Below are 21,396 nucleotides of genomic sequence, written 5' to 3' on the forward strand. Positions count from 1 at the left end.
GGGACAAGCAGAGAAATAGATTCATTTTTCTTATGGTAATGCAGAAGGTGCCGGTTGATTGGGCTGGGCTGGGGTCGCAGCACTGCTTGTGCTGTTAGCAGCCTGTGTTGGCTGCGGCTGTTTTGTGCTGGCTTCCGCTAATGGTGCGTTATCCCGTCCAGAATAGCGGCCGATAATCTGTTTAACGGCAGCGGCAGCTTCCTGCGCAGCAGCAACGGCAACATCCCCCCAATAATTATCTAGGGAATGTGCATCAATATCATGCAGCTGTGTTGCTGCTCCGGCTTCCTTGCCGTCCTTGTCCACAACGCGCCAGACAATTTCGATATGTTGCTGAGGGTGCCCAAGTGTCCCTACGGGGCCGGGTGTGATTTTGACGGTGGAGCTGACTGTGAAATCAGCATTTTCCTTTGAATTCTGGATTGTATCTTCACTGTCCCGGAAAGAGGCGGTGAAGGCACGAGCCAAAGATATATTACCATCGCCAGGCGCACCGGTTACACCGGTAAAGTAAACCCGTGCAGCACGATGCTTCAGGCTGTGTGGGTCTTTTTCCATATCATCTGCCTGAATACCCGTCAGCACAGAGGAAATGCGTGGTGCTGCATCCTGCGCAACCAGCGTGAAGAAAGGGGCGTCTCCGGCAGACCACTGTGCAGCAGGCACGGCTTGCCCTTCCTGCGTAGCGCGAATCTGGTTTTTGGGCGTCATGATTGTGTAAATTGGCACAACCTGATCCCCTCTCAATTCCGCCCGCATTTTCAGCCACCAATCTCCGGGCCGTGTGGGTTGGGCAATGGCCGGAATGGTTTGCTGAAGCAGTTCTGATGCAACATCCTTGGCCCATATCTGGGCAGACGCATCCGGCAGCAAGGAATCCGTAGGGGTGGGGATATCTAGGCGGGAAGGGGGCGCATTGGCCGCCAGTTTTGAAGCCCCTTTGCCTGGGTTGGAAAACGGATGTGGCACATCCAAACATCCTGCCAAAAGCAGTAGAGTGGAAAGTGGCAGGGCAGTATGGCGTAAAAGGCGGTTCATCCGTTCCGAGGTCCTGTAGCAATCGCTGAAATCTGGTGTCCAATTTGTCCACCACCCGCCAGAGTGCGGCGGCGATGGCTAAAAAAGCGTTTTTCGTCAGAGAGTGTATCAACGCCTAATGCGGCAGCATTGCGCACACCGGCTTGCTGCAGCCTAAAAACACACCAACCTGCCAGATCAAACTGATAATGGCCGGGGCGTATGCCCGGTGCAAAAAAGCGTGCGGCCTGTTTGTCTGCGGTAGTAATGGCTGTGTGCATATCTTCAGCCGTTTCGTAGCTTTCCTGAGCAATGCAGGGGCCAACAACAGCGCTAATACTTTCTGCGTTGGCGCCAAGGGCCTCCATGGCTTCCAAGGTAGATTCCAAAACACCGGCCAAGGCTCCGCGCCAGCCAGCATGGGCAGCGCCAACAACGGTGCCTTCTGCGTTGGCAAACAGCACAGGTGCGCAGTCTGCGGTAATAACACCAATGGCGATATCTGGCTGATTGGTAACAAGCGCATCGGCTGGCGCGCCGGAGCCGGGCGGCCAAGGTGCTGTGGCGGTAACCACCCCACGGCCATGCACTTGTGTAACGCCTAACAAGTGGTCTGCCTGAACGCCCAGATGGGCTGCAACCCGCCTGCGGTTTTCAGCCAGATTCTGTGGGTTATCGCCAGATTTTGTCGAGCAGTTGAGGCTGGCATAGGGGCCGGTGGAAACACCACCTTCCCGCGTAAAAAATCCGTGGCGTGTGTGCCCGAGCAAAGGGCTGGTGAGAGGTGAGAGCGTTGTGGTCATACGTCCGCTCCTTTCATGAAGCCGGGAGGTGAGGGCAGGCCGGGAGAGGCAAGGGCCATAACACGGAACAGATGCCCCATTTTTTCAGGGGCTGCTAGCCGATGTGCGGCACTGCGCAATATGGCAGCCTCTTCTGTAGTCGCACGTGTGGCCAGTTGTTCGGTACGTTCCATAAGGCCTAATGTGCGCAAAAAAGCACCTTGCGTTTCTGCGCCATAAATATGGGCACCAGCCTGTTGGGCAGTAGCTCCAAAGGCGGTGAAATCAACATGCGCTGTCAGATCGGCCTCTCCGGCAGCTTCCAACGGGTGTGCCGGACGAGCATGACGTAAGGCTTGCAGGGAATCACCCGTTAGGGTGGAATGGTGGCCGTAATCAATAAACAGTGCCACGCCCAGCTGTGCTGCAAAACGTTGCCCCAGATAGCGCGCAACTTCCAGCGCGGGCTCGCATAGTTCTACAATAGTGTCTGGTTCCAGTTTTCTGCCATCTGGCATTACCGGAGCATCACATGGAACAAGGTGAAATGCCTCATCCATAACGTAGCGTTCGTGCCAGCCCGAAGGTGTTTGCACGAACTGGCGGATGGGAAGGGCATCCAGAAATTCATTGCCCAATAGAATAAGCGGGCCAGAAGGAAGGTCTTCTATCCGGTTATGCCATATGGGTTGCACATAAGGCGCAAGGGCCTGCTTTTGTGCCTGCCGCATAAGTGGGGATGTTTCTACCAGATGCACATTCAGCGCACGTGCAAAATCTGGAGCGCAACGTGTAATCAGGCGCAGTGCATCTGCCATAAGTGTGCCGCGGCCTGGCCCTGCTTCAGCGAGAATAACCTGCGCAGGGCAGCCCATATTCAGCCAGACCGTGGCAGCCCAAGCCCCTAGCAGCTCTCCAAAAACCTGAGAGATTTCGGGGGCGGTAATAAAGTCTGAAAGTAAAGGTTTGGATGCATAATAGCGCGCATTGGCGCGCGCCATAAATGCATCTAGCCTTTCAGCTTTTGGAGACAAAGGGGAAGGCATGCGCGTGCTTATGGCTTGGCTTCTGCTTCTGGGGGAATGCCTTCGTAAACAGGGTGGCGGTTGGCATACACCATAAGCGCAATACCGGCTGCCAGCATGGGGCAGCACAACAGTTGCCCCATTGTGATACCACCGGGAAGAAACCCAAGGAATGAATCCGGTTCACGAAAGAATTCGCAAAAGCTGCGGGCGCAGGCATATCCGGCAAGAAACAGGCCAGCAAGAAAACCGGGATGTTGACGGATAGAGAGTTTACGAGAGGCCACAAACATAATCAAAAAGAGCAGGAGCCCTTCTGTAAGTGCCTCGTAAATCTGAGAGGGATGGCGCGGGATTGGCCCGCCATCGGGAAAGATCATTGCCCATGGCAGAGAGGCCGGAGCCTCACGCCCCCAGAGTTCACCATTGATAAAGTTGGCTACGCGGCCCAGCCCCAAACCAATAGGCACGGCAATGGTGACGCGGTCTGCAAAGGCCAGAAAGTTTAGCTTGTGCCGCCATGTAAACAGCATCATGGCGATAATTACGCCAAGTGCGCCACCATGGAAGGACATGCCCCCGTGCCATACTTCCAGCATGGCCAGCGGGTGCGTAATGTAATAGCCGGGCTGGTAAAACAGCACATATCCTAGTCGGCCACCCATCAGAATGCCAAGGGTTACCCAAGCCAGAAAGTCATCTGCCAGTTCTGGTGTGCCTGCACGCGGAGGGAGGTTAACCAACCGCCGCAGCAGCGTAATGCCCAGCACAATGCCGATGATGTAGGAGAGCGCATACCACCGTATGGCAAATGGCCCGACATGCACCAGCACCGGGTTAAACTGAGGAAACATCAGAACAGGAAGCATGATGGGTGATCCGGTATGGCTGGGTCAGAGATAGGGATTATCCGTGGCAAGATAATCTTGCACGTAGCGTTTAACGCCCTCTTCCAGCGGTGTGAACTGGCCAGTGTAACCAGCAGCCCGCAGGCGGGAAAGATCTGCCTGTGTGTAGGATTGATACTGCCCATGCAAGCTTTGGGGCATATCAATAAATTCTACCCGGCGTTCGCAGCCAAGGGCATCACACACGGCATGGACCATATCCAGATAGGTGCGTGCGGTGCCTGTACCGCAATTAAACAGATCTGATACCTCCGGGTTATCATACAGCCAGAGCATAACGTTTACGACATCACCCACCCATATGAAGTCACGGGCCTGCATGCCATCTTCAATATCTGGCCTGTCAGACCGGAACAGACGTGCTGGCTGGCCAGATTTCACTTCATCATATTTTACTTTAACCACAGAGATCATTTTGCCTTTGTGGTATTCGTTCGGCCCGTAAACGTTAAAAAACTTTAGCCCGGCCCATTGCGGTGGCCGTGGTGTGTGCTGATCCAGTGTGGTGGTAACGTGCTGATCAAACACGTGTTTGGACCAGCCGTACAAATTAAGTGGTCTCAGTTGTGAAAGATTGCCCGGATCATCGTTGAACAGTTCTGGTCTGTCAGCCGCGCCATATGTGGCGGCGGAAGACGCATAGATAAATCTTGCGCGGTTGCGTGTGCACCAGTCCCATAGTGTTTGTGAGAGCTCCACATTGGTGCGCCATACCAGATCACCATCTGTTGCGGTGGTTTCACTAATAGCGCCCATATGGAAGATGGTGTCTATTTTTGGGGTTGTGGCCAAAAAGGCTTCCAGATTTTCTGGGGCAATCAGGCGCGTGGGTGCATGTTGGGACACATTGCGCCATTTGCCTTCCTGCCCAAGCCAATCAACAATTATTGTTTCCAGCCCTCTGGCGGCCAACGCAGCCTGTAGGCATGAGCCGATAAAACCGGCTCCCCCTGTAATTACTATCATAGCGCGGGAGTATAAAGGGCGGCATCGCGCACTCCAAGCTGTCAAATGCCTGATGTGCTCAGAAGTGGGGTTTCATCCCGTAGTCAGGGGGAAACATATTGCCTACTATTCCTTCGTGATCGCAATTTAGCAGGAAAGAGGCGCATAGCATGAGCGAAGAAATTACAGTTGTTGCTCTTTTGAAGGCAAAGCCGGGCGCAGAGGAAAAAGTGGCACAGGCCATGGTGGCGTGCATCAAGCCATCTCGTGCAGAAAGCACCAACAGCCAGTATGTGCCTAACCGTGATCTGGATGACCCGCAGACATTTGTTTTTGTAGAGCGTTGGGCAAGCCGCAAGGCATTGCAGGATCATATGGAAACGCCGCACTTTAAAACACTTGCAGCAGAACTGAACACGCTGTTGGAAGCGCCTATTCAGCTTCATATCCTGCAGCCTCTACCCGGTGCCTGAGTGCACGTAGTGAAAACTGCATAAAAAAACGGCCCCACCTAGGTGGGGCCGTTTTTGTTTTCCGTAACTGGATGGCAGTAAACCGGCTATCGCAGCACGAACTGCTGAAAGACAACAACCAGCCCGATACAGAAGGTTAAAAACAGGCTGTGCTTGAAGGTGCGCGCTAGCACTGTCCCTTCCTGACCTTTGAGGGATGTCACAGATACGCCGGTGGTGATGTTCTGGGGCGAGATCATCTTACCCATCACACCACCTGATGAGTTTGCAGATGCAAACAGCACCGGGTCTAGTGAAAGCTGATGCGCTGCGGCCACCTGCAGGTTACCGAAAAGAGCGTTGCCAGAGGTGTCACTCCCAGTCAGGAATACGGCAATCCAGCCAAGGAAAACAGAAACCAGCGGGAAGACCATACCAGCAGAAGAAACCGCATATCCTAAAGTATAGGTCATGCCGGAATAGTTCATCAAAAACGCCAGCCCGATTGTGAGTGCAACAGTCACAACGGCCAACCACCCCTGTTTGAGTGTGGTGCGGGCTGCTGCGCCAAACTGCTGTAGTGTTGTGCGGGTAAACAGGGCTGTCAGAATGGTGGCAACCAGAATGGCCGTGCCGGTGCCCAAGGGTTCAAACTTCCACACGGCGGCATAAGGCGTTTTATACAAAGAGATAAACACCGCATTATCCAGTCCCGGCCAATGAATGGGCAGGGTGCCAATTTTGGCAATATGCAGCGCATCCCATGCAATCACCACAGCAATAACCGTAATCCACGGAATCCACCCTTGCCAGCGGGGGACAGGAACTGCACTTGCTTGCTGGTTGTTTAGATGGGTGAGATCAATAGCGTATTGTGGGTCTGATGCGGGTTTCCAAAAGCGCAGGAACCCAATGGTCGCTACAAGTGCCACGCTGGAAGAAAGCACGTTGCTCAGGCTGTAAAGCCCGGCACCAGAGATAATCAGCAATGTCAGGGCAAAGCTGCCACCGGCCACTAGCAGCACAGGCCATGTCTGCCGGACAGAGCGCCACCCGCCGTAAAGCGCCATAACGTAAAAAGGAATAAGCAGTGCAAACGGGGTAAGCTGCCGCCCAATGGTTGCCCCCAGCACATCTGCCGGTAGCCCTGTAATAGAGCCCAGAACGGTAACGGGAATACCCAAGCCACCAAATGCTACCGGTGCGGAGTTAAAGATCAGCACATAGGTAAGGGCATCCAATGCCGGAAAACCGAGCATGATCAGCAACGCACTGGTAATGGCTACAGGTGTGCCAAACCCAGCCACGCCTTCTAGTGCAGCGCTAAAGCAGAAGCCCAGAACAACAAGCATGATGCGCCTGTCATTGGGAACGTGCTGGATAATCCAGTCTCGGAAAGCATCAAATCGTCCGTTCTGCACAGCCACGTTGAACAGAAAGAGTGCCGAAAGAGCAATCCACATCACTGGCAGAAGGGAAAACACAACACCGTTGCTAATGCTGGCAACAGCCAATTTGGCAGGCAGCCCCCAAATTGTGGTGGCTACCAGCAACCCTACAATCAAGCCGCCCAGAGTGGCCTGCCATGCCGGGCGGCGCAGAATACCCATAACAAAGAGTGTAACGATAATAGGTGAGGCCGCGAGCAGAAATGACAGCACAAGGCTGTGTCCCGCCGGAACAAGTGGCTGTATGAACATGGCAGTTCCTGAATAGGCGTTAATTCCCCTTCTTACGTGGGGGATAAAACAATCTTAAGGGAACGGTTGCGGCCCGATGCAAGAAAAAATGTCGTTATAACAATATGTTGTGATGGGGGAACTTTTAGAAAGGCAGCTAAACAGCCATCTTTCATGAAAATGACATATTGGTAATAGATGTGGGGAAGCCCCGTAATCCGTGCTTTTTGTCGCAAGTTTATGGGACAAGCCTTATTGGCAAAAGTTCATGCGGAAGGGGACGGCAGGTGTCTTTTCGGATTCAGCAACGGCAAACGGTATGTGCCGCGCTACTTTTGGGGGTGACGGGGTGCGCTACACCTGCTGTCAGGCCCGGAGGGTATGCATCCTCTCAAGCGTATTATCAGGCGGCATATGAAAGATCAGAAGCCAACCCGGCAGCCTATAGGCCTGTAGGCCCGGCAGAAGATCCGTGGGGGCCATATATCAAGGAAGCAGCACAGCGTTTTTCCATACCGGAAAGCTGGATACGTGCCGTGATGCAGCAGGAATCGGGTGGGCATCAGTATCTGGATGGTCAACTTACAACGTCATCCGCCGGGGCAATGGGGCTGATGCAGCTTATGCCTGCTACCTATGCAGATATGCAAAGCCAGTTCAATCTGGGGGGAGACCCATATAACCCCCATGATAATATTATGGCGGGGGCAGGGTATATCCGCCAGATGTATGATCATTACGGTGCGCCCGGATTTTTGGCAGCCTATAATGCAGGCCCACAACGCGTAGATGACTATTTAACGTCTGGGCGGCCTTTGCCGGATGAAACGGTGAATTACGTTGCATCCATTACGCCTCATCTGGGTACAGAATCCGCGCCAGCGGGCAGTTTTGCCCCGGCACCTTCCCCTGTAATGGTTGCCAGTGCTGGTTCACCCGTAGCGGCAGCTCCTGTAGCAGAATACGCACGGGCAGATCTTTCGCGCACGGCCGATGGCTGTTTGCGTGACCCTGATGCAGCATATGATCCCTCAACCCCTTGCTTGATGGATAGAGATACACCTCATCCAGACCCGCAACCGGTTGAAGAAGCCGCTCCTATAGAAGTTGCACAGGCGCAACCAGCCGGTATTTCAGATCAGGCGGTAACGGCGACACCGCTTGCAGTGGCACCGGCAGGATCCGACAGCCCACCGGTGCAAACCGCAGCGTATAATGTTCCTTCAGAACAAAGCCGATATGCGCGTTCCAGCTCGGCGCATGTTCTCGCGCTGCCTTCATCATCTTTGTCAGCAAGATCATCTGGAGCGGTACAGGTGGGAGCTTTTGCATCTTATGCCGAGGCACAGCATACGCTGGAATCTGTAAATCGTCTGCTAACAGCACATGCCTTATCTGTGCGTCCTACCGTTACGCAGGCTTCTGTAGCAGGTCGGTCTTATTATCGGGCGCAGTTTATTACGGCTCAGAATACTGGCCCGGCTGATGTTTGTCAGGTGCTGCGGGCACGCGCGCTCCCTTGTATTCAGGTGCGTGGAGGATAAGAGGAGAAAGTCTTTTCCCTTTTGAGCCAATTACCTGTAAAGCCTCTGCGTCTTCCAGAAAAACAAAGTGGAACAATAAATGGAAAACGCAGCAATGCCTGAGAAGGGAGCAGAAAGTACTGTCCCCATAAAGGTTGTGGTTGTTGGTGTTCTGGCTGCAACGGCTGGACTCATGTCCGGGTTGGATATTGGCGTTATTTCCGGGGCGCTAGATTTTCTGGCGCGGGATTTCAACGCATCTACTCTGGCGCAGGAATGGATTGTCAGCGCCATGATGGCAGGGGCGGCCGTTGGGGCTGTAGGTGCTGGGTGGATTACCCGGCATACCGGGCGCAAATGGTCTTTGGTTTTTGGGGGCGGCGTTTTTATTGCCGGCTCCTTACTGTGTGCTCTGGCATGGTCTGTGCCTGTGCTTATAGCCGGGCGCGTGCTGATGGGGCTGGCCATTGGTGTGGCTGCTTTTGCCGCTCCCCTGTATCTTTCCGAGGTATCAGATCAATCCAGCCGCGGTGCCATGATTTCCACCTATCAGCTTATGATTACGATAGGTATTTTTCTGGCGTTTTTAAGCGATACGTTTTTTAGCTACCACGGGCAATGGCGCTGGATGTTCGGCATTATTGCCATTCCCGGGATTGTTTACGTTATTGGGGTTTTGTTTCTACCCTATAGCCCGCGCTGGCTCATGATGCGTGGCCGGAGGGCGGAGGCGCTGGAAGTGCTGACAAGCCTGCGTGCAACCCCGCAGGAAGCCCGGGCCGAAATAAAGGCTATTCATAACCAGTTACAGGCCCGGCAGAATGGCTGGAGCTTATTGCGCGCAAACGGCAATTTCCGCCGTTCGGTTGGCTTGGGCATGTTGTTGCAAGTTATGCAACAGTTCGCGGGCATTAATGTGGTGATGTATTACGCCCCGCGTATTTTCCAGCTGGCAGGTTTTGTAGGCACTGCACAGATGTGGTGCACTGCCATGATCGGGCTGGTAAATGTGATGGCAACATTCCTGGCCATCAGCCTGGTGGATAAATGGGGGCGCAGGCCGGTTCTGTATTGTGGCTTTGCCATTATGGTGCTGAGCATGGCGAGCCTATCCTTGCTGCTCCATGGCAGCATGGTGGAGCAGGCATCCCGCATGGCATGCGTCTTTATGGTTATGGTTTTTATTGTAGCTCATGCCATGTCTGCCGGGCCGATTGTGTGGGTTCTGTGTTCGGAAATTCAGCCAATGCAGGGCAGGGATCTGGGCATTATGCTTTCCACCCTTACAAACTGGATTGCCAACATGATTGTTGGTGCTTCTTTTTTAAGCGTGCTGGCATGGTTAGGGGGTTCTGCTACCTTTGGAATGATTGCCGCATTGAATGCCTGCTTTTTGGGGCTGACATATTTGTTTGTGCCAGAAACCAAAGGCATCAGTTTGGAGCAGATTGAGCGGAATCTGATGTCTGGCAAAAAACTACGGGATATCGGAATTTCTTGAGCAAAGGCATAGGAACGGGCGCAGATTGACTGCGTCCGTTCAGAATACAAAAAACACAAATTTATATGCAAAATCATGCATATAAAGTATTTTAAATTTTTTTGAGAAAATGTGGTGCACCCGAAGAGACTCGAACTCCTAACCCCCAGATTCGTAGTCTGGTGCTCTATCCAGTTGAGCTACGGGTGCGCCGTGAGCAGGTGTTTAGCCGAGCACGGTGGGGTCGGCAACCCCTAAAATGCAAAAAAGTGAAATTTTTTTGTCAGTCATTGCCCAAGAAGTTTTTCCAACTGCGGTTTTCTGGGCGATGGAGCGTAACATGCGCCCGACATTCGGGGGTTCCGTATACACCTTCAAACGTGTCACCTGCCGGATGGGCTTCAAATACCATGGGAAGCGGCTGGTTTTTGGCGTCCTTTAAAACGAGCTGAGCATGATAATGCTGCTTACTCTTATCAGGCGTGCCGCGCAGAATAAGCGTGCCCATTTCAGGCACAAAGATCATGCGTTTGGGTTCAATCTGCATGAGTGATGTGCCGTTAACGGGGCAATTTTCACCTTTGTCTTGCACAAGGGTGCCAATCCATTCGCCATACGGGTCATCTGCGGCAGATGCTGGTTGCGTGGCGGCGTGGGCGGATGTGCAAAAAAAGCCAAGGCCGCCTAACGCCAGTGCGCCATATTTCAGCCAACAGGAAAAACGTGTGTGCTTCATGCAAAAACTCCTGATTTCGTTGGCAATCTGTACCTTGTGTATGGCACAGGCAAGGCAGGTATCAGGCGGAATAGGTGTGCACCTTTCTGGTTTTTAGGGTGACGCCATGACAGCATGGCTTTATATCCGCCTGTAAGAGAGCCCGTGCAGCCTTATATGTGGCTGCACATCCTTAGGAAAAGCCAGTTCTGGCACTGAAATCAGAAAGACCTGCAGTTCATGTCTGTTGATGCCACCCCGCCTGTTTCGTCTTCCAAGCTGGATGAATCCTTGCACCATGACCGTATTCTGATTCTGGATTTCGGAAGTCAGGTTACGCAGCTTATTGCCCGCCGTGTGCGCGAAAGTGGTGTGTATTGTGAAATCTGGCCGTTTACGGCAGATGCTGAACGGATTCGTCAGTTTTCACCCCGTGGTATTATTCTTTCTGGTGGCCCTGCCAGTGTAAACAACCCGGATGCCCCACGCGTGCCGGATGTGGTGTTTGAAATGGCCGTGCCTGTGCTGGGTATCTGCTATGGTCAGCAGGCCATGTGCAAGCAGTTGGGCGGGCAGGTTGAAAGCGGGGATCACCGTGAATTTGGCCGCGCTTTTGTTGATATTGTAGAAGATTGCGCACTGTTCCGTGGTGCATGGGCACGTGGTGGCCGTGAACAGGTATGGATGAGCCACGGTGACCGCGTAGTGGAGCTTCCCCCCGGTTTCCGTACCGTTGCCGTGAGTGAAGGTGCACCGTTTGCTGTTATCGCAGATGAAGGTCGCCGCCTATATGGTGTGCAGTTCCACCCGGAAGTGGTGCACACGCCGCATGGGGCAGCACTGCTTAAGAACTTCACCCATAATGTTGCAGGCTGCTCCGGCACATGGACGATGGCTGGTTTCCGTGAAATGGAAATTGCTCGGATTCGTGAACAGGTGGGTGATGGCAAGGTTATCTGTGGCCTTTCCGGTGGCGTGGATTCTTCCGTGGCTGCGGTTCTGATTCATGAAGCCATTGGCGATCAGCTTACCTGTATTTTTGTTGATCACGGTATGCTGCGTGCTGGCGAAGCCGATGATGTGATCAAAACATTCCGCGGCCAGTTTAACATCCAGCTCGTGCACCGTGATGCTTCAGACATCTTCCTGAAAGAATTGGAAGGGGTCACAGACCCGGAAATCAAGCGGAAAACTATTGGCCGCTTATTTGTTGAAGTGTTTGAAGAAGAAGCCACAAAACTGGGTGGGGCGCAGTTCCTTGCGCAGGGCACGCTTTATCCAGATGTGATCGAGAGTGTCAGCTTTACGGGTGGCCCTTCCGTTACCATCAAGTCTCACCACAATGTGGGTGGCTTGCCGGATCGGATGAACATGAAGCTGGTCGAACCGCTGCGCGAGCTCTTTAAGGATGAAGTCCGCGATCTGGGGCGTGAACTGGGGATTCCCGAAATTATTGTTGGGCGTCATCCGTTCCCAGGGCCGGGTCTGGCTATTCGTATTCCGGGCAATATCACGCGGGAAAAACTGGATCTGCTTCGTAAGGTGGATTCCGTGTTCCTGGAAGAAATTCGGGCTGCTGGACTGTATGATGCCATCTGGCAGGCCTTTGCCGTGTTGCTGCCAGTGCGCACCGTTGGTGTGATGGGTGATGGCCGCACGTATGATCAGGCCTGCGCCCTGCGTGCTGTCACCAGCACAGATGGCATGACAGCAGATGTTTACCCGTTTGACATGGGCTTCCTGACCCGTGTTGCTGGGCGTATCGTGAACGAAGTGCGTGGGATTAACCGCGTAACGTATGACATCACGTCCAAGCCACCGGGCACGATTGAGTGGGAATAAGTTTCCCGTCATAAAAAAGGCCGGGTGGCTGTAAAGCCCCCGGCCTTTTTTATTGGCTTCTTGCCAAAGGTCTTACTTGTTCAGCCAAGGTGCGATTGGCAGATTTTTTGCCCGTAGGAACTCAGGGTTGAACAGTTTGGATTCATAACGGGCACCACCATCGCAAAGAATGGTAACAATCCGATGCCCCGGGCCGAGTTTGCGCGCAGTGCGGATTGCAGAGGCCACGTTGATGCCAGAAGATCCACCGACGGAAAGGCCTTCTTCACCTAGCAGGCTATAAATAATTTCTAGCGCTTCCGGGTCTGGAATCCGCTCAGCGTCATCAATAGGTGCGCCTTCCAGGTTGCCTGTTACGCGGGACTGGCCAATGCCTTCTGTAATGGAAGATCCAGAAACAGACAGATCATTGCTTTTTACCCAGCCATATAGTCCAGAGCCTTCTGGGTCTGCCAGCACAATACGTGGGGCTGTTACGCCATCGCGTTTGGCAGCATCATGCAGCCCCAAGGCTACGCCAGCTAACGTGCCGCCTGTGCCGCAGGCGCAGGTAAAGGCATCTACCTTACCGCCCATCTGCTGCCAGATTTCTGGTGCCGTAGTGGCACGGTGGCCTTCACGGTTGGCAACATTGTCGAACTGGTTGGCCCATACCCATCCGTTTTCTTCGGAAAGACGGCGTGAAACGTGCACGTAATTGCCAGGATCACGGTAAGGCTTGGCTGGCACAAGGCGAAGGTCTGCCCCAATCATGCGCAGGAAGCCGATTTTTTCCTGGCTCTGAGTTTCGGGCATGACAATAACGCATTTATATCCACGCGCATTGGCAACCAGTGTAAGCCCAATGCCGGTGTTGCCGGCCGTGCCTTCAACAATGGTGCCGCCAGGCTTAAGCACACCACGGCGTTCTGCATCTTCAATAATAGCCAGTGCCGCACGATCCTTGACGGAACCGCCCGGATTCATGAACTCGGCCTTGCCGTAAATATCGCACCCTGTGGCTTCAGACGCTTTGCGCAGGCGTACCAGAGGGGTTCCGCCCACCGCGCCCGGCATGTCGGCAGAAAGCGTGGTCCAGCCGGGATGAGGGGTGGAAACGGCGTTTTCAGTCATTTGGTTACACCTTATGCTGTCACGTTATAATGCGTTGGTCAGACTACCATGCTCCATCCGAAAATTCTGCCCCAAGGGCAAACAGATAAAACATGGAAGCTTATGCGGCTTCTTTACTGGCCTGCTGTGGGTTCTTGTTCTGCATCGTACAGTACTTCCAGAATTGCCGCCCACGGATAGCGTGAATCATAGCTTTGGCCATCGGGGGAGGCGAGGCGCCCCTGCGTGTCTGTTGGCACGTGTGTCAGAGCAACGGCATCATCAATATTGCCGCCGACAATGCTGATCTGTCGGCCAAAAGGCTGTCCATTCTGACCAACAGCAACAACAAAGCCACAATGCGCAGGAAACCCATAAGAGGTGGGTAGGCTGGAGAATCGGATCGTGTCTTTGCTACGGCCACGAGCAACGCAGATCAGGTCACCCGGTTTGGGGGTGTAGTTTGCCGGATCCTGCGCCCGCAGAATGGGAGACTGCCCAGAAGCGGCAGCGTTGATATAAGTGGAATGATTGGGAGAATAGGGGAAGCGGCTGTTAGCCCCAGCTACGCGCATAACGTAGGAAATAAAGGCAGCAGACCACGCATAAGATCCATCATGCACAAAGTCGGTTAGCCGCCCGTTGGCATCGTGTTTGCCGGTCCATGATGTTTCGGTCATGTCCGGGTCCATACCAATCCACCAGTATTCTCCTACACGTTCCCACAGGCCGGGGGCGCGTTCTGGCTTAACAGAGGCAACTTCTGGTTCGGGGCGCTGCTCCGGGTCATCATCATTTACCGGGCTTCCAAACAGGCGCCATTCACGCATGGCAATGCCCACAACATCCTGCCGGTTAAAAGGCTCAAAATTGCGGGTGGCAAAATCTGGCACATGGCCACCATAGCCGTAGCCACCACTGGCTGTGTTCCACGTATTCGTGCTGGAAGCACTAGGGGTGGGGCGTGCACCTGGCTGTGGTTGCTGTGTGGCGCACGCTGCCAGACACAAAGGGGCCAGCAGGGCAACGGTAAGCTTGCGTGACAATCTCGTCTCCATACCAGAACAACTCTCCGGCAGATCCGGAGCGCGAGACAACCATTGGTCGGAAGTCTGAATGCTATAGCAATAAGCGCCTGTTGTTCTGGGTGGAAGAGGGTTTGTGTTTTTGTGCTGCGTCTGTTTCTTTTTTGTGTCTGTATGATCAGGCGTCAGGAACGGTCACATCTGCCGTGCGGGCATTCACGCACTGGATGGCATCTGCCGGTTTAAGGGCCACCACCAAGCCTCTGCCGCCGCCGTTAATATAAAGTGTATCCAGTTTGAGAACGCTTTCGTCTAACACCACCGGCACTTGCGTGCGAGCGCCAAAGGGGCTGATACCTCCCACCTTAAAACCGGTCAGGGCTTCAGCTTTTTCTGCTCCCAGCATACGTGCATTGCGTCCACCAAACAGGGCTGCAACTTTTTTCAGGTCCATTTTTTTATGAACAGGAATGGCTACACAAACAATCTGCTTTTTATCAATTTCAACCATCAGGGTTTTGAAAACCTTATTTTGGTCGATACCAATACCAGCAGCGGCATGTAAGCCAATTTTGCCGGGATCAGACACGTAGTCATAATCCTGCAGGGTAAAGGCAATGCCATGGGCAGTCAGAAACTGCGTTGTTGGTGTTTCAATGGTTTCTGACATGGTAGCCCTTTCTGGAAAATCCATGAAGCATGGGGCCTTTTGCAAGGCGTGTACATGGTTTCGCTTATTCAATAGTTACTCTTAGCGTCAAGCCATGAAGGCTGCATACCGCCATGCAGCATGACGGTATGCAGAAAGGCCTTTACGTATGGTTGGGAAAAAGGCTGAGGAGGCCGCTTTCTGTGGCTGGGCAGCAGCCTTTTTCTGTAATCAACCCCGTTACGAGTCTGGACGGTGTCACATCAAAAGCTGGGTTAGCTGCTAGGCTATGATCCGGAGTAATTTGCACGGAGCCTATTTTTCCGTCTGACATACGCCCCTGGACATGTGTGACTTCGGATGCTGCGCGTTCTTCAATAGGAATATCACGGATACCATCTGCAATGCGCCAATCTATGGTTGTAGAAGGCAATGCAACCCAGAATGGTATTTTATTGTCCTGTGCAGCTAAAGCTTTCAGATAAGTGCCAATTTTGTTTGCCACGTCTCCGTTGCGTGTGACGCGATCTGTCCCAACAATAACAATATCAACTTGGCCATGCTGCATCATATGGCCACCTGCATTGTCTGTAATAACAGTATGAGGAACGCCGTGACTGCCCAGCTCCCATGCAGTAAGGGCGGCACCTTGGTTGCGTGGGCGTGTTTCATCCACCCATACATGTACGTTCAGGCCTAGATCATGCGCCATGTAGATAGGGGCCAATGCTGTGCCCCAATCTACCGTGGCAATCCATCCGGCGTTGCAGTGGGTTAGAATATTCAGGCGCTGGCCTTGTTCTTTTTTGGCGGCGAGGTCCTGCAAAAGTTTAAGGCCATGCTTGCCAATAGCTTCATTTTGGGCGGCGTCTTCATCGCAGATATGCAGGGCTTCTGCATAAGCAGCGGATACCCGATTTTCTGGCGGAATGGGCCGGAGGGTATTTAGCATTCTTTCAAGCGCCCAACGCAAATTTATAGCGGTGGGGCGGGTTGCAGCAAGCATTGCTGCGTTTTGTTCAAGGCTGATATCACTGTTGTCTGTGCGTAATGCCAGCGCCAGACCATAGGCAGCAACAGCACCAATAAGCGGAGCGCCGCGTACCTGCATGCTGGTAATGGCATGAGCGACATCTTGAACAGTTGTAAGCCGTAGGATGTCCAATGAAAAAGGAAGGCGTGTCTGATCGAAAATATGAATAGACCATTGGTCTTTTTCATCAACCCATACACTGCGGAAAGAGGTGCCATTGATTTTCATGAAGCATGTTCCGTGAGAAGGAGAGGTCTGCATTGAGGATATAAGGATGATTGCCTGTTTTGAGCAATATGCCGCAAGCACATGAAATTTTTGAGAACGTATTTAGAACATTTTTAAGGTAAATAGATCAGAAGAATGAAATATATCTTTAAATGCGGAAGTATTTTTTTGCATTTTCTATAGCATTTGTTATGTAGAATGAAAATCTAAGGCTATACCTGTTCTTGTAGGTATATGCTTCAGTTGAAGAAGTTTTGAAGTTTAAAAATTTTGTTTCTATATCTCCTTATTTTTAAAGGGGGTTGAGAAGGAGTTAAAATGAGTGAGACAAGAACCCGCCGAAAACCTGCTGCGGGTAAAACGGTTTCTAAGCGCAAGGTTGTTGCTGTGGCCCCCAAAAAGCGTGCACCTCGCGCAAAAGTTGTCGAAGTAGAAGAGCTTTTTGATTTTGAAGCAGAGCCAGAGACCCCTAAGCCGCGTCGGGCTTATGTGCGTAAGGCGGCTCCTCGTAAACCGGCTGAAGAAAAAACCGTAGCACCTAAAACAACAGCACGTAAAAAAACAGTAGCTGCCAAGGCCGAGACCAAAGCTGCCCCCAAGGTAACGCGGCGTGCTAAAGCTAAAACAGAAGATGTTGTAGAAAAGCCTGTGCGCGCAACCAAAGCAACACGTGCAGCCAAAGCCCCGGTTGCTGCAACAGCACGTAAAACTGCAAAACCAGCCAAAGTTGAAGCAGCAAAACCGGCGCGTGCCACACGCGCTCCAAAGGCCACCACTGCCAGCAAGGTTGCAAAGCCAGCAGCACCAGCAACCCGTAAGCGGGCTGTGCGTGCAGTAGAACCCGCAGCTAAAAAGAAACTTTCTGCTGTGGAAAAGCTGCGTATTGTGCAGGAAGAGCGCCGTCGTAAGCGGTATGAACGTTTGGCAGCCGCTGCAGAAGCTGAAAAAACTGCTGCAAAGGCACCAGCAGCACGGAAAACAAAGGCTAAAACAACCCGCCGCACCCGTGCATCCTAAATATAACGGTATTTTATCTGGTTTAGATATTTATCAGTAAAATAATGCTGTTTTAAAATGAGCCCATTCCGGTAACACGGGATGGGCTTTTTTATTTAAACATCTTAGTTGCTATTGTATTTTTCGGGATTTCTTGAATTTTCTGACAGATAAATTCTGTAAGCAGAGTATTCTTGATTTGTATGTAAAGAGATTCAGGGTGCCCATGCAGATGGTGTGCGAAAATAGAGTGGCCTTTTTAGGTCATCGTGCAATTAAAGTTGCCGCTTAACAGATAGCAGTTACTTGCAAATTCTGCCGTATGATCGGGGTCAGGCTCAAGTGCATCTTCTACCATTGCACGGCGTAACCGTAGGATAACGGCTTTTTCGGAAGCATTGCCCTGAATGTATTCTGATATTTTTGCTAGCCAGGCACTAATGCCATTCTGCTCTGTCAGCATAAGGGGATGATGTTTATTGAGGGGAAGCCCTTTTTGTAACAACGCAGAAGCCACGGGAGCATCGGTAATATGATACAAAAAATTGCCTTCCTTCCCGGTATGTGTGGCTGCCAAGGAAGGTATGCGTGTCAAACGGATTTCCTCTGGCAAAAAGTGTGTCCGTAACGGAGGAAGAAGCGGAAGCGAGAATAAGTCCGTTTGTATGTCTTCTGCGCAGGTTGGGCGCTTCTGTGAGGCATGATGTTGTTTTAAATGGGGTGTGCGTCGTCTTTCTTGCGCTAGGGGAGGTGACAATCCGGGAAGCGCATTTTGTAAAGAAGAAAGATGACGATTACCCATCATATACCTTGGTGCGGAAGCTCTTTTGTGGGGTGTTTGGATGCGCAATCTGCACATAGCCCTTCTACCTCAACCGAAGTGCTCTGAATTACAAAATTCTCATTTTTGCAAATATGTTTCAGGGTTTCCAGAACGGTTGTATCGGCTATTTCCGTTACGGTTTTGCAGTCACGGCAGATCAGAAACTGTGCAGTATGTAGGCATGCTTCTGAATGTTCATGCGTATGGGAGCAGTGGCGCAGATTTGTGCAGGGAATAAAAGCGGACAGACGTTCAATACGGTGGATCAGGCCATGTTCAAGCAGAAAATCCAGTGCCCGATATACTGTAGGGGGAGCGGGGCGCCGTTCTGCTGTTTTAAGTTCTTCCAGCAGATCATATGCTCCAACCGGACGTGCATGCATAAGAATAAGCCCAAGCACGTCACGGCGTTGGGCCGTCATTCGTGCGCCTTGTTGGGTGCATAGTGCAGTCGCCTTATCCAGCTGGTGCTCAATATGCGCGGGAAAGGTATGGGCCGGTGTTGCTGTGGAAGAAGACGTAGGGTGGGGCATGTTCATCATCCGTTCTCTGTATTTCTTAGCGTAACTGATCTGAGAGGTGAAGGCCAAATTTGCGCGTGTGAGATAGTGACGTGCCGCTGAGAAAATGTAATAGTATTACATTGCGTTCAGGCATGGCAGGATAATGGGTATGGAATTGAGAAAAACAAAAGGCACTTCACGCCGGATGTTGTTTGGTATGGTGGCTGTGCTTGGTGTTGCAACCATGGGCACGGGTTCTGCGGCTGCGCGCCCTTTGTCTGTTGTGGCGGCAGAAAACACATGGGGGGATCTGGCTGCGCAGATTGCTGAGCCAGACATGCACGTTACATCCATACTTGTATCACCAGCGGTGGATCCGCATTTATATGCTCCTACACCGGATGATGCGCGTCGTGTCGCAGATGCCACGTTGGTTGTGGCCAATGGTGCGGGATACGATGCATGGATGGACCATCTGGCGCAGGCTTCTGCTTTGCCACAGGCGCGGTATGTGCGTGCAGATACATGGTCAGGCTGGCACGAAGGCGGGAATGCCCATTTATGGTATGACCTCAACGCGGTAGCAGATTTTGCGCAAAGGTTTGAAAAAGCGTGTGAACAGGCAGATCCGGCACATGCATCAGCATATGCTGCACGGGGTCAGAAGTTGCAGGCTGATATTGCCAGAGTGCAGGCGCAGGCCGCAGCATTGCGCCCACATGTGCAAGGTATGGCTGTGGCAGCAACAGAACCATTGTTTACGCCTTTGGCCAACTACCTCGGTTTGGACATGAAGGAAAATGCTTTCCAGATTGCTATCATGAATGATGTTGAGCCACCACCTGTTGCGGTTGCCACGTTTGAACAGGATCTTAAGCAAAAAAAGTTGCGACTACTTGCCTATAATGTGCAGGTAGAAGAACCAGCCAGCAAACACCTGCTTGATCTGGCACATAACGCAGGTATACCCATTCTGCCGTTGGCGGAAATTATGCCGCAGAATACACATTGGCAGATATGGATCGGCTCAACTCTTACGCAAGTGGCGCACCTACTGGGTGTAGCGCAATAATGCCATCTTCTGCTGTGCAAGTGGCTGGCGTAACTCTGTTGCGCCAGAAAAAAGCAGTTCTGGATAATATCAGTTTTATAGTTCCCGCAGGCAGTTTTGTGGCTGTTCTGGGTGGAAATGGGGCTGGAAAAACAACCCTGTTTAGAACTCTTTTGGGGCTGGAAAAGCCCTCGGCTGGCCAGATATGGATAGAAGGTCAGCCAGTGCAAAAGGGCCGCATGCCCATAGGGTATATGCCGCAGGTACGCGCTATGGTGGCCGCACAACTTAGCGGTTGGAGCACCGTTGCCGCAGCACAGCAGGGCTGGAAATGGGGCCTGCCATTTTACGGCAAACAGGCTAGAGCGGATATTGATGCAGCTTTGGCCGCAGTAGATGCGCAGGCGCTGGCGCAGCGGCCGGTCGGCTCCCTTTCAGGGGGGGAAAGGCAGCGGCTGATGCTGGCGCAGGCATTGTTGGATAATCCGCATATTTTGCTGCTTGATGAGCCTTTGGCCAGTCTGGATCCCGCCCGTATGCGTGAAACAGCAGAACGCATTCATGCCTTGGCACGCGATAGGAATATGACGGTGCTGATGTCTACCCATGATATCAATCCGCTTATGGGGTTGATGGACCATGTTCTTTACATGGCACATGGCAAGGCGGTGCTGGGGCGCGTGGAAGATGTGATGACAACCCAAACGCTCAGCGCACTTTACGGGGCACCGGTTGAGGTGATTAAGGCGGGAAACAGATTGTTTGTTGTAGCAGAAGGCGGTGGGGCATCACTCCAGTCCTGTATGTGCGTGGGACATGGTGCTTGATGCTTGAGTATGAATTTATGCGCACTGCCTTTCTGGCAGCGTTTTTAGCGGCTTTGGTGTGTGGGCCTGTGGGCTGGTTTCTTGTTCTGCGTGGTCAGAGCTTTGCGAGCCATGCGCTTTCACATGTGGGATTTGCAGGAGCCGCTGCAGCTCTTCTGTTGGGGCAGCCCGCCTTGCTTGGGCTTGGGCTTGGCGCGGTTGGCGGCGGTGTTGCCATAGGGCTGGCGGGAGACAGGCTTGTAGGCCGGGATGTAACAATCGGGCTAGTGCTTTCTGTTGCCATGGGTTTTGGGGCATTGTGCCTACATTTTTTAACCCACTCTGCCAGTTCGGCTACCGCGCTGCTTTTTGGGGATATTCTGGGTATTGGGCCTTCAATGCTGGGTTGGCTGGGTGCTCTTTCAGTAACCTGTTTGATGGCGTTGGCGTTTGTGGCAAGGCCGCTTCTTTTTGCGTCACTCCAGCCTGAACAAGCCGAGGCGCGCGGCGTGAATATGCGCCTGCTTGATATTCTTTTTCTCATGATTGTTGCTGTAGCTACCGCACAATGCGCCCAGATTACGGGTGTCTTGCTGGTGTTTACGCTTATGATCGCGCCTGCCGCAGCAAGTTTGCGGATGGGCTTTTCGCCCTTGTTGGGAATGGGCGTTGCAACATTACTTGCGTTGTTGGAGGCTTGGCTGGGTTTGGTGTTGGCGTGGTACACCAATTGCCCCACAGCATTTTGGATTGCTGCCTTGGGTGGCAGTGTGTTTATAGCCGCTAGCCTGTTTTGCCGTGTGCGAGGAAGTTAAAAGACTA

Annotated in this window: 21 protein-coding genes and 1 tRNA gene; 8 read left to right on the top strand and 14 right to left on the bottom strand. The window is 52.5% G+C overall.

From position 1 onward, the window contains the following. Window positions 1-30: 30 nt before the first annotated feature. The 5 genes from FCN51_RS20800 to rfaD are packed head-to-tail and all read right to left on the bottom strand — an operon-like array spanning window position 31 to window position 4,698. A complete protein-coding gene (locus FCN51_RS20800) occupies window positions 31-1,038 on the bottom strand; it encodes a hypothetical protein (RefSeq protein ID WP_160256743.1) in 1,008 nt (335 codons plus the stop codon). After that, the gene (gene pgeF, locus FCN51_RS20805) at window positions 1,035-1,820 is read right to left on the bottom strand and encodes a peptidoglycan editing factor PgeF (protein ID WP_160256744.1); all 786 of its coding nucleotides are present in this window, start codon (window positions 1,818-1,820) and stop codon (window positions 1,035-1,037) included. The genes FCN51_RS20800 and pgeF overlap by 4 nt, the downstream gene beginning before the upstream one ends. Continuing rightward, a complete protein-coding gene (locus FCN51_RS20810; RefSeq protein ID WP_160256745.1) occupies window positions 1,817-2,845 on the bottom strand; it encodes a class I SAM-dependent methyltransferase in 1,029 nt (342 codons plus the stop codon). Before FCN51_RS20810 ends, pgeF begins: the two co-directional genes overlap by 4 nt. Before the next feature lie 8 nt (window positions 2,846-2,853). Beyond that, the gene (gene lgt, locus FCN51_RS20815) at window positions 2,854-3,693 is read right to left on the bottom strand and encodes a prolipoprotein diacylglyceryl transferase (RefSeq protein WP_160256746.1); all 840 of its coding nucleotides are present in this window, start codon (window positions 3,691-3,693) and stop codon (window positions 2,854-2,856) included. A 24-nt stretch (window positions 3,694-3,717) separates the two neighbouring features. Next, entirely contained in the window at window positions 3,718-4,698 is a 981-nt protein-coding gene (gene rfaD / locus FCN51_RS20820) for an ADP-glyceromanno-heptose 6-epimerase (protein ID WP_160256747.1), read from the bottom strand. Window positions 4,699-4,847: 149 nt separating this feature from the next. Between rfaD and FCN51_RS20825 the strand changes: the two genes are divergently transcribed. Then, a complete protein-coding gene (locus FCN51_RS20825) occupies window positions 4,848-5,150 on the top strand; it encodes a putative quinol monooxygenase (RefSeq protein ID WP_003623595.1) in 303 nt (100 codons plus the stop codon). An 86-nt stretch (window positions 5,151-5,236) separates the two neighbouring features. Here the strand turns inward: FCN51_RS20825 and FCN51_RS20830 are convergent, their stop codons facing one another. Next, on the bottom strand, window positions 5,237-6,829 hold the full coding sequence (locus FCN51_RS20830) for an L-lactate permease (protein ID WP_014457438.1): 1,593 nt from the start codon (window positions 6,827-6,829) through the stop codon (window positions 5,237-5,239). A gap of 179 nt (window positions 6,830-7,008) precedes the next feature. Between FCN51_RS20830 and FCN51_RS20835 the strand changes: the two genes are divergently transcribed. Both FCN51_RS20835 and FCN51_RS20840 read left to right on the top strand, forming a co-directional pair. Next, window positions 7,009-8,352 carry a lytic transglycosylase domain-containing protein gene (locus FCN51_RS20835; protein ID WP_201762555.1) on the top strand — a complete coding sequence of 448 codons (1,344 nt, stop codon included), beginning with the start codon at window positions 7,009-7,011 and terminating at the stop codon, window positions 8,350-8,352. A 79-nt stretch (window positions 8,353-8,431) separates the two neighbouring features. Beyond that, a complete protein-coding gene (locus FCN51_RS20840; RefSeq protein WP_160256749.1) occupies window positions 8,432-9,832 on the top strand; it encodes a sugar porter family MFS transporter in 1,401 nt (466 codons plus the stop codon). Window positions 9,833-9,944: 112 nt separating this feature from the next. On the opposite strand, the gene FCN51_RS20845 is transcribed toward FCN51_RS20840, so the two are convergent. Both FCN51_RS20845 and FCN51_RS20850 read right to left on the bottom strand, forming a co-directional pair. Continuing rightward, window positions 9,945-10,021: transfer RNA gene (locus tag FCN51_RS20845), tRNA-Arg, on the bottom strand. A 73-nt stretch (window positions 10,022-10,094) separates the two neighbouring features. Next, entirely contained in the window at window positions 10,095-10,547 is a 453-nt protein-coding gene (locus tag FCN51_RS20850) for a hypothetical protein (protein ID WP_003629274.1), read from the bottom strand. A gap of 219 nt (window positions 10,548-10,766) precedes the next feature. Between FCN51_RS20850 and guaA the strand changes: the two genes are divergently transcribed. Then, window positions 10,767-12,368: a glutamine-hydrolyzing GMP synthase gene (guaA, locus tag FCN51_RS20855; RefSeq protein ID WP_160256750.1), complete on the top strand. Its 1,602-nt coding sequence runs from the start codon at window positions 10,767-10,769 to the stop codon at window positions 12,366-12,368. A 72-nt stretch (window positions 12,369-12,440) separates the two neighbouring features. Here the strand turns inward: guaA and FCN51_RS20860 are convergent, their stop codons facing one another. From FCN51_RS20860 to mtnA, 4 genes are all read right to left on the bottom strand, one after another. Continuing rightward, entirely contained in the window at window positions 12,441-13,481 is a 1,041-nt protein-coding gene (locus FCN51_RS20860) for a cysteine synthase A (RefSeq protein WP_003623602.1), read from the bottom strand. A gap of 113 nt (window positions 13,482-13,594) precedes the next feature. Continuing rightward, a complete protein-coding gene (locus tag FCN51_RS20865) occupies window positions 13,595-14,518 on the bottom strand; it encodes a DUF2272 domain-containing protein (RefSeq protein ID WP_020944439.1) in 924 nt (307 codons plus the stop codon). A 145-nt stretch (window positions 14,519-14,663) separates the two neighbouring features. After that, entirely contained in the window at window positions 14,664-15,179 is a 516-nt protein-coding gene (ybaK, locus tag FCN51_RS20870) for a Cys-tRNA(Pro) deacylase (RefSeq protein ID WP_003623605.1), read from the bottom strand. 118 nt (window positions 15,180-15,297) lie between these two features. Continuing rightward, window positions 15,298-16,428: an S-methyl-5-thioribose-1-phosphate isomerase gene (gene mtnA / locus FCN51_RS20875; RefSeq protein ID WP_160256751.1), complete on the bottom strand. Its 1,131-nt coding sequence runs from the start codon at window positions 16,426-16,428 to the stop codon at window positions 15,298-15,300. A 285-nt stretch (window positions 16,429-16,713) separates the two neighbouring features. Between mtnA and FCN51_RS20880 the strand changes: the two genes are divergently transcribed. Continuing rightward, complete coding sequence (locus FCN51_RS20880) at window positions 16,714-17,412, top strand: histone (RefSeq protein ID WP_160256752.1); 699 nt, start codon at window positions 16,714-16,716, stop codon at window positions 17,410-17,412. A 238-nt stretch (window positions 17,413-17,650) separates the two neighbouring features. On the opposite strand, the gene FCN51_RS20885 is transcribed toward FCN51_RS20880, so the two are convergent. Next, complete coding sequence (locus tag FCN51_RS20885; RefSeq protein ID WP_231862502.1) at window positions 17,651-17,986, bottom strand: hypothetical protein; 336 nt, start codon at window positions 17,984-17,986, stop codon at window positions 17,651-17,653. A 206-nt stretch (window positions 17,987-18,192) separates the two neighbouring features. Beyond that, window positions 18,193-18,756: a Fur family transcriptional regulator gene (locus FCN51_RS20890; RefSeq protein ID WP_160256753.1), complete on the bottom strand. Its 564-nt coding sequence runs from the start codon at window positions 18,754-18,756 to the stop codon at window positions 18,193-18,195. A gap of 124 nt (window positions 18,757-18,880) precedes the next feature. Between FCN51_RS20890 and FCN51_RS20895 the strand changes: the two genes are divergently transcribed. From FCN51_RS20895 to FCN51_RS20905, 3 genes are read left to right on the top strand one after another with little or no spacing between them, the layout of a single operon-like run. Continuing rightward, on the top strand, window positions 18,881-19,789 hold the full coding sequence (locus tag FCN51_RS20895) for a metal ABC transporter solute-binding protein, Zn/Mn family (protein ID WP_003623610.1): 909 nt from the start codon (window positions 18,881-18,883) through the stop codon (window positions 19,787-19,789). Continuing rightward, on the top strand, window positions 19,789-20,595 hold the full coding sequence (locus FCN51_RS20900) for a metal ABC transporter ATP-binding protein (RefSeq protein WP_160256754.1): 807 nt from the start codon (window positions 19,789-19,791) through the stop codon (window positions 20,593-20,595). The genes FCN51_RS20895 and FCN51_RS20900 overlap by 1 nt, the downstream gene beginning before the upstream one ends. Then, a complete protein-coding gene (locus tag FCN51_RS20905) occupies window positions 20,595-21,389 on the top strand; it encodes a metal ABC transporter permease (RefSeq protein ID WP_014457408.1) in 795 nt (264 codons plus the stop codon). Before FCN51_RS20900 ends, FCN51_RS20905 begins: the two co-directional genes overlap by 1 nt. Window positions 21,390-21,396 lie beyond the last annotated feature (7 nt).

This window comes from Acetobacter pasteurianus (assembly GCF_009914215.2).
Classification (GTDB): Bacteria; Pseudomonadota; Alphaproteobacteria; order Acetobacterales; family Acetobacteraceae; genus Acetobacter; species Acetobacter pasteurianus.

Coding starts and splice junctions, on each gene's coding strand:
- FCN51_RS20880 (WP_160256752.1), top strand. CDS start 16,714: ATGAGTGAGACAAGAACCCGCCGAAAACCTGCTGCGGGTAAAACGGTT.
- lgt (WP_160256746.1), bottom strand. CDS start 3,693: ATGCTTCCTGTTCTGATGTTTCCTCAGTTTAACCCGGTGCTGGTGCAT.
- FCN51_RS20860 (WP_003623602.1), bottom strand. CDS start 13,481: ATGACTGAAAACGCCGTTTCCACCCCTCATCCCGGCTGGACCACGCTT.
- mtnA (WP_160256751.1), bottom strand. CDS start 16,428: ATGCAGACCTCTCCTTCTCACGGAACATGCTTCATGAAAATCAATGGC.
- FCN51_RS20810 (WP_160256745.1), bottom strand. CDS start 2,845: ATGCCTTCCCCTTTGTCTCCAAAAGCTGAAAGGCTAGATGCATTTATG.
- FCN51_RS20865 (WP_020944439.1), bottom strand. CDS start 14,518: ATGGAGACGAGATTGTCACGCAAGCTTACCGTTGCCCTGCTGGCCCCT.
- rfaD (WP_160256747.1), bottom strand. CDS start 4,698: ATGATAGTAATTACAGGGGGAGCCGGTTTTATCGGCTCATGCCTACAG.
- FCN51_RS20825 (WP_003623595.1), top strand. CDS start 4,848: ATGAGCGAAGAAATTACAGTTGTTGCTCTTTTGAAGGCAAAGCCGGGC.
- FCN51_RS20890 (WP_160256753.1), bottom strand. CDS start 18,756: ATGATGAACATGCCCCACCCTACGTCTTCTTCCACAGCAACACCGGCC.
- pgeF (WP_160256744.1), bottom strand. CDS start 1,820: ATGACCACAACGCTCTCACCTCTCACCAGCCCTTTGCTCGGGCACACA.
- FCN51_RS20895 (WP_003623610.1), top strand. CDS start 18,881: ATGGGTATGGAATTGAGAAAAACAAAAGGCACTTCACGCCGGATGTTG.
- FCN51_RS20800 (WP_160256743.1), bottom strand. CDS start 1,038: ATGAACCGCCTTTTACGCCATACTGCCCTGCCACTTTCCACTCTACTG.
- FCN51_RS20830 (WP_014457438.1), bottom strand. CDS start 6,829: ATGTTCATACAGCCACTTGTTCCGGCGGGACACAGCCTTGTGCTGTCA.
- ybaK (WP_003623605.1), bottom strand. CDS start 15,179: ATGGATTTTCCAGAAAGGGCTACCATGTCAGAAACCATTGAAACACCA.
- FCN51_RS20850 (WP_003629274.1), bottom strand. CDS start 10,547: ATGAAGCACACACGTTTTTCCTGTTGGCTGAAATATGGCGCACTGGCG.
- FCN51_RS20840 (WP_160256749.1), top strand. CDS start 8,432: ATGGAAAACGCAGCAATGCCTGAGAAGGGAGCAGAAAGTACTGTCCCC.
- FCN51_RS20900 (WP_160256754.1), top strand. CDS start 19,789: ATGCCATCTTCTGCTGTGCAAGTGGCTGGCGTAACTCTGTTGCGCCAG.
- guaA (WP_160256750.1), top strand. CDS start 10,767: ATGTCTGTTGATGCCACCCCGCCTGTTTCGTCTTCCAAGCTGGATGAA.
- FCN51_RS20905 (WP_014457408.1), top strand. CDS start 20,595: ATGCTTGAGTATGAATTTATGCGCACTGCCTTTCTGGCAGCGTTTTTA.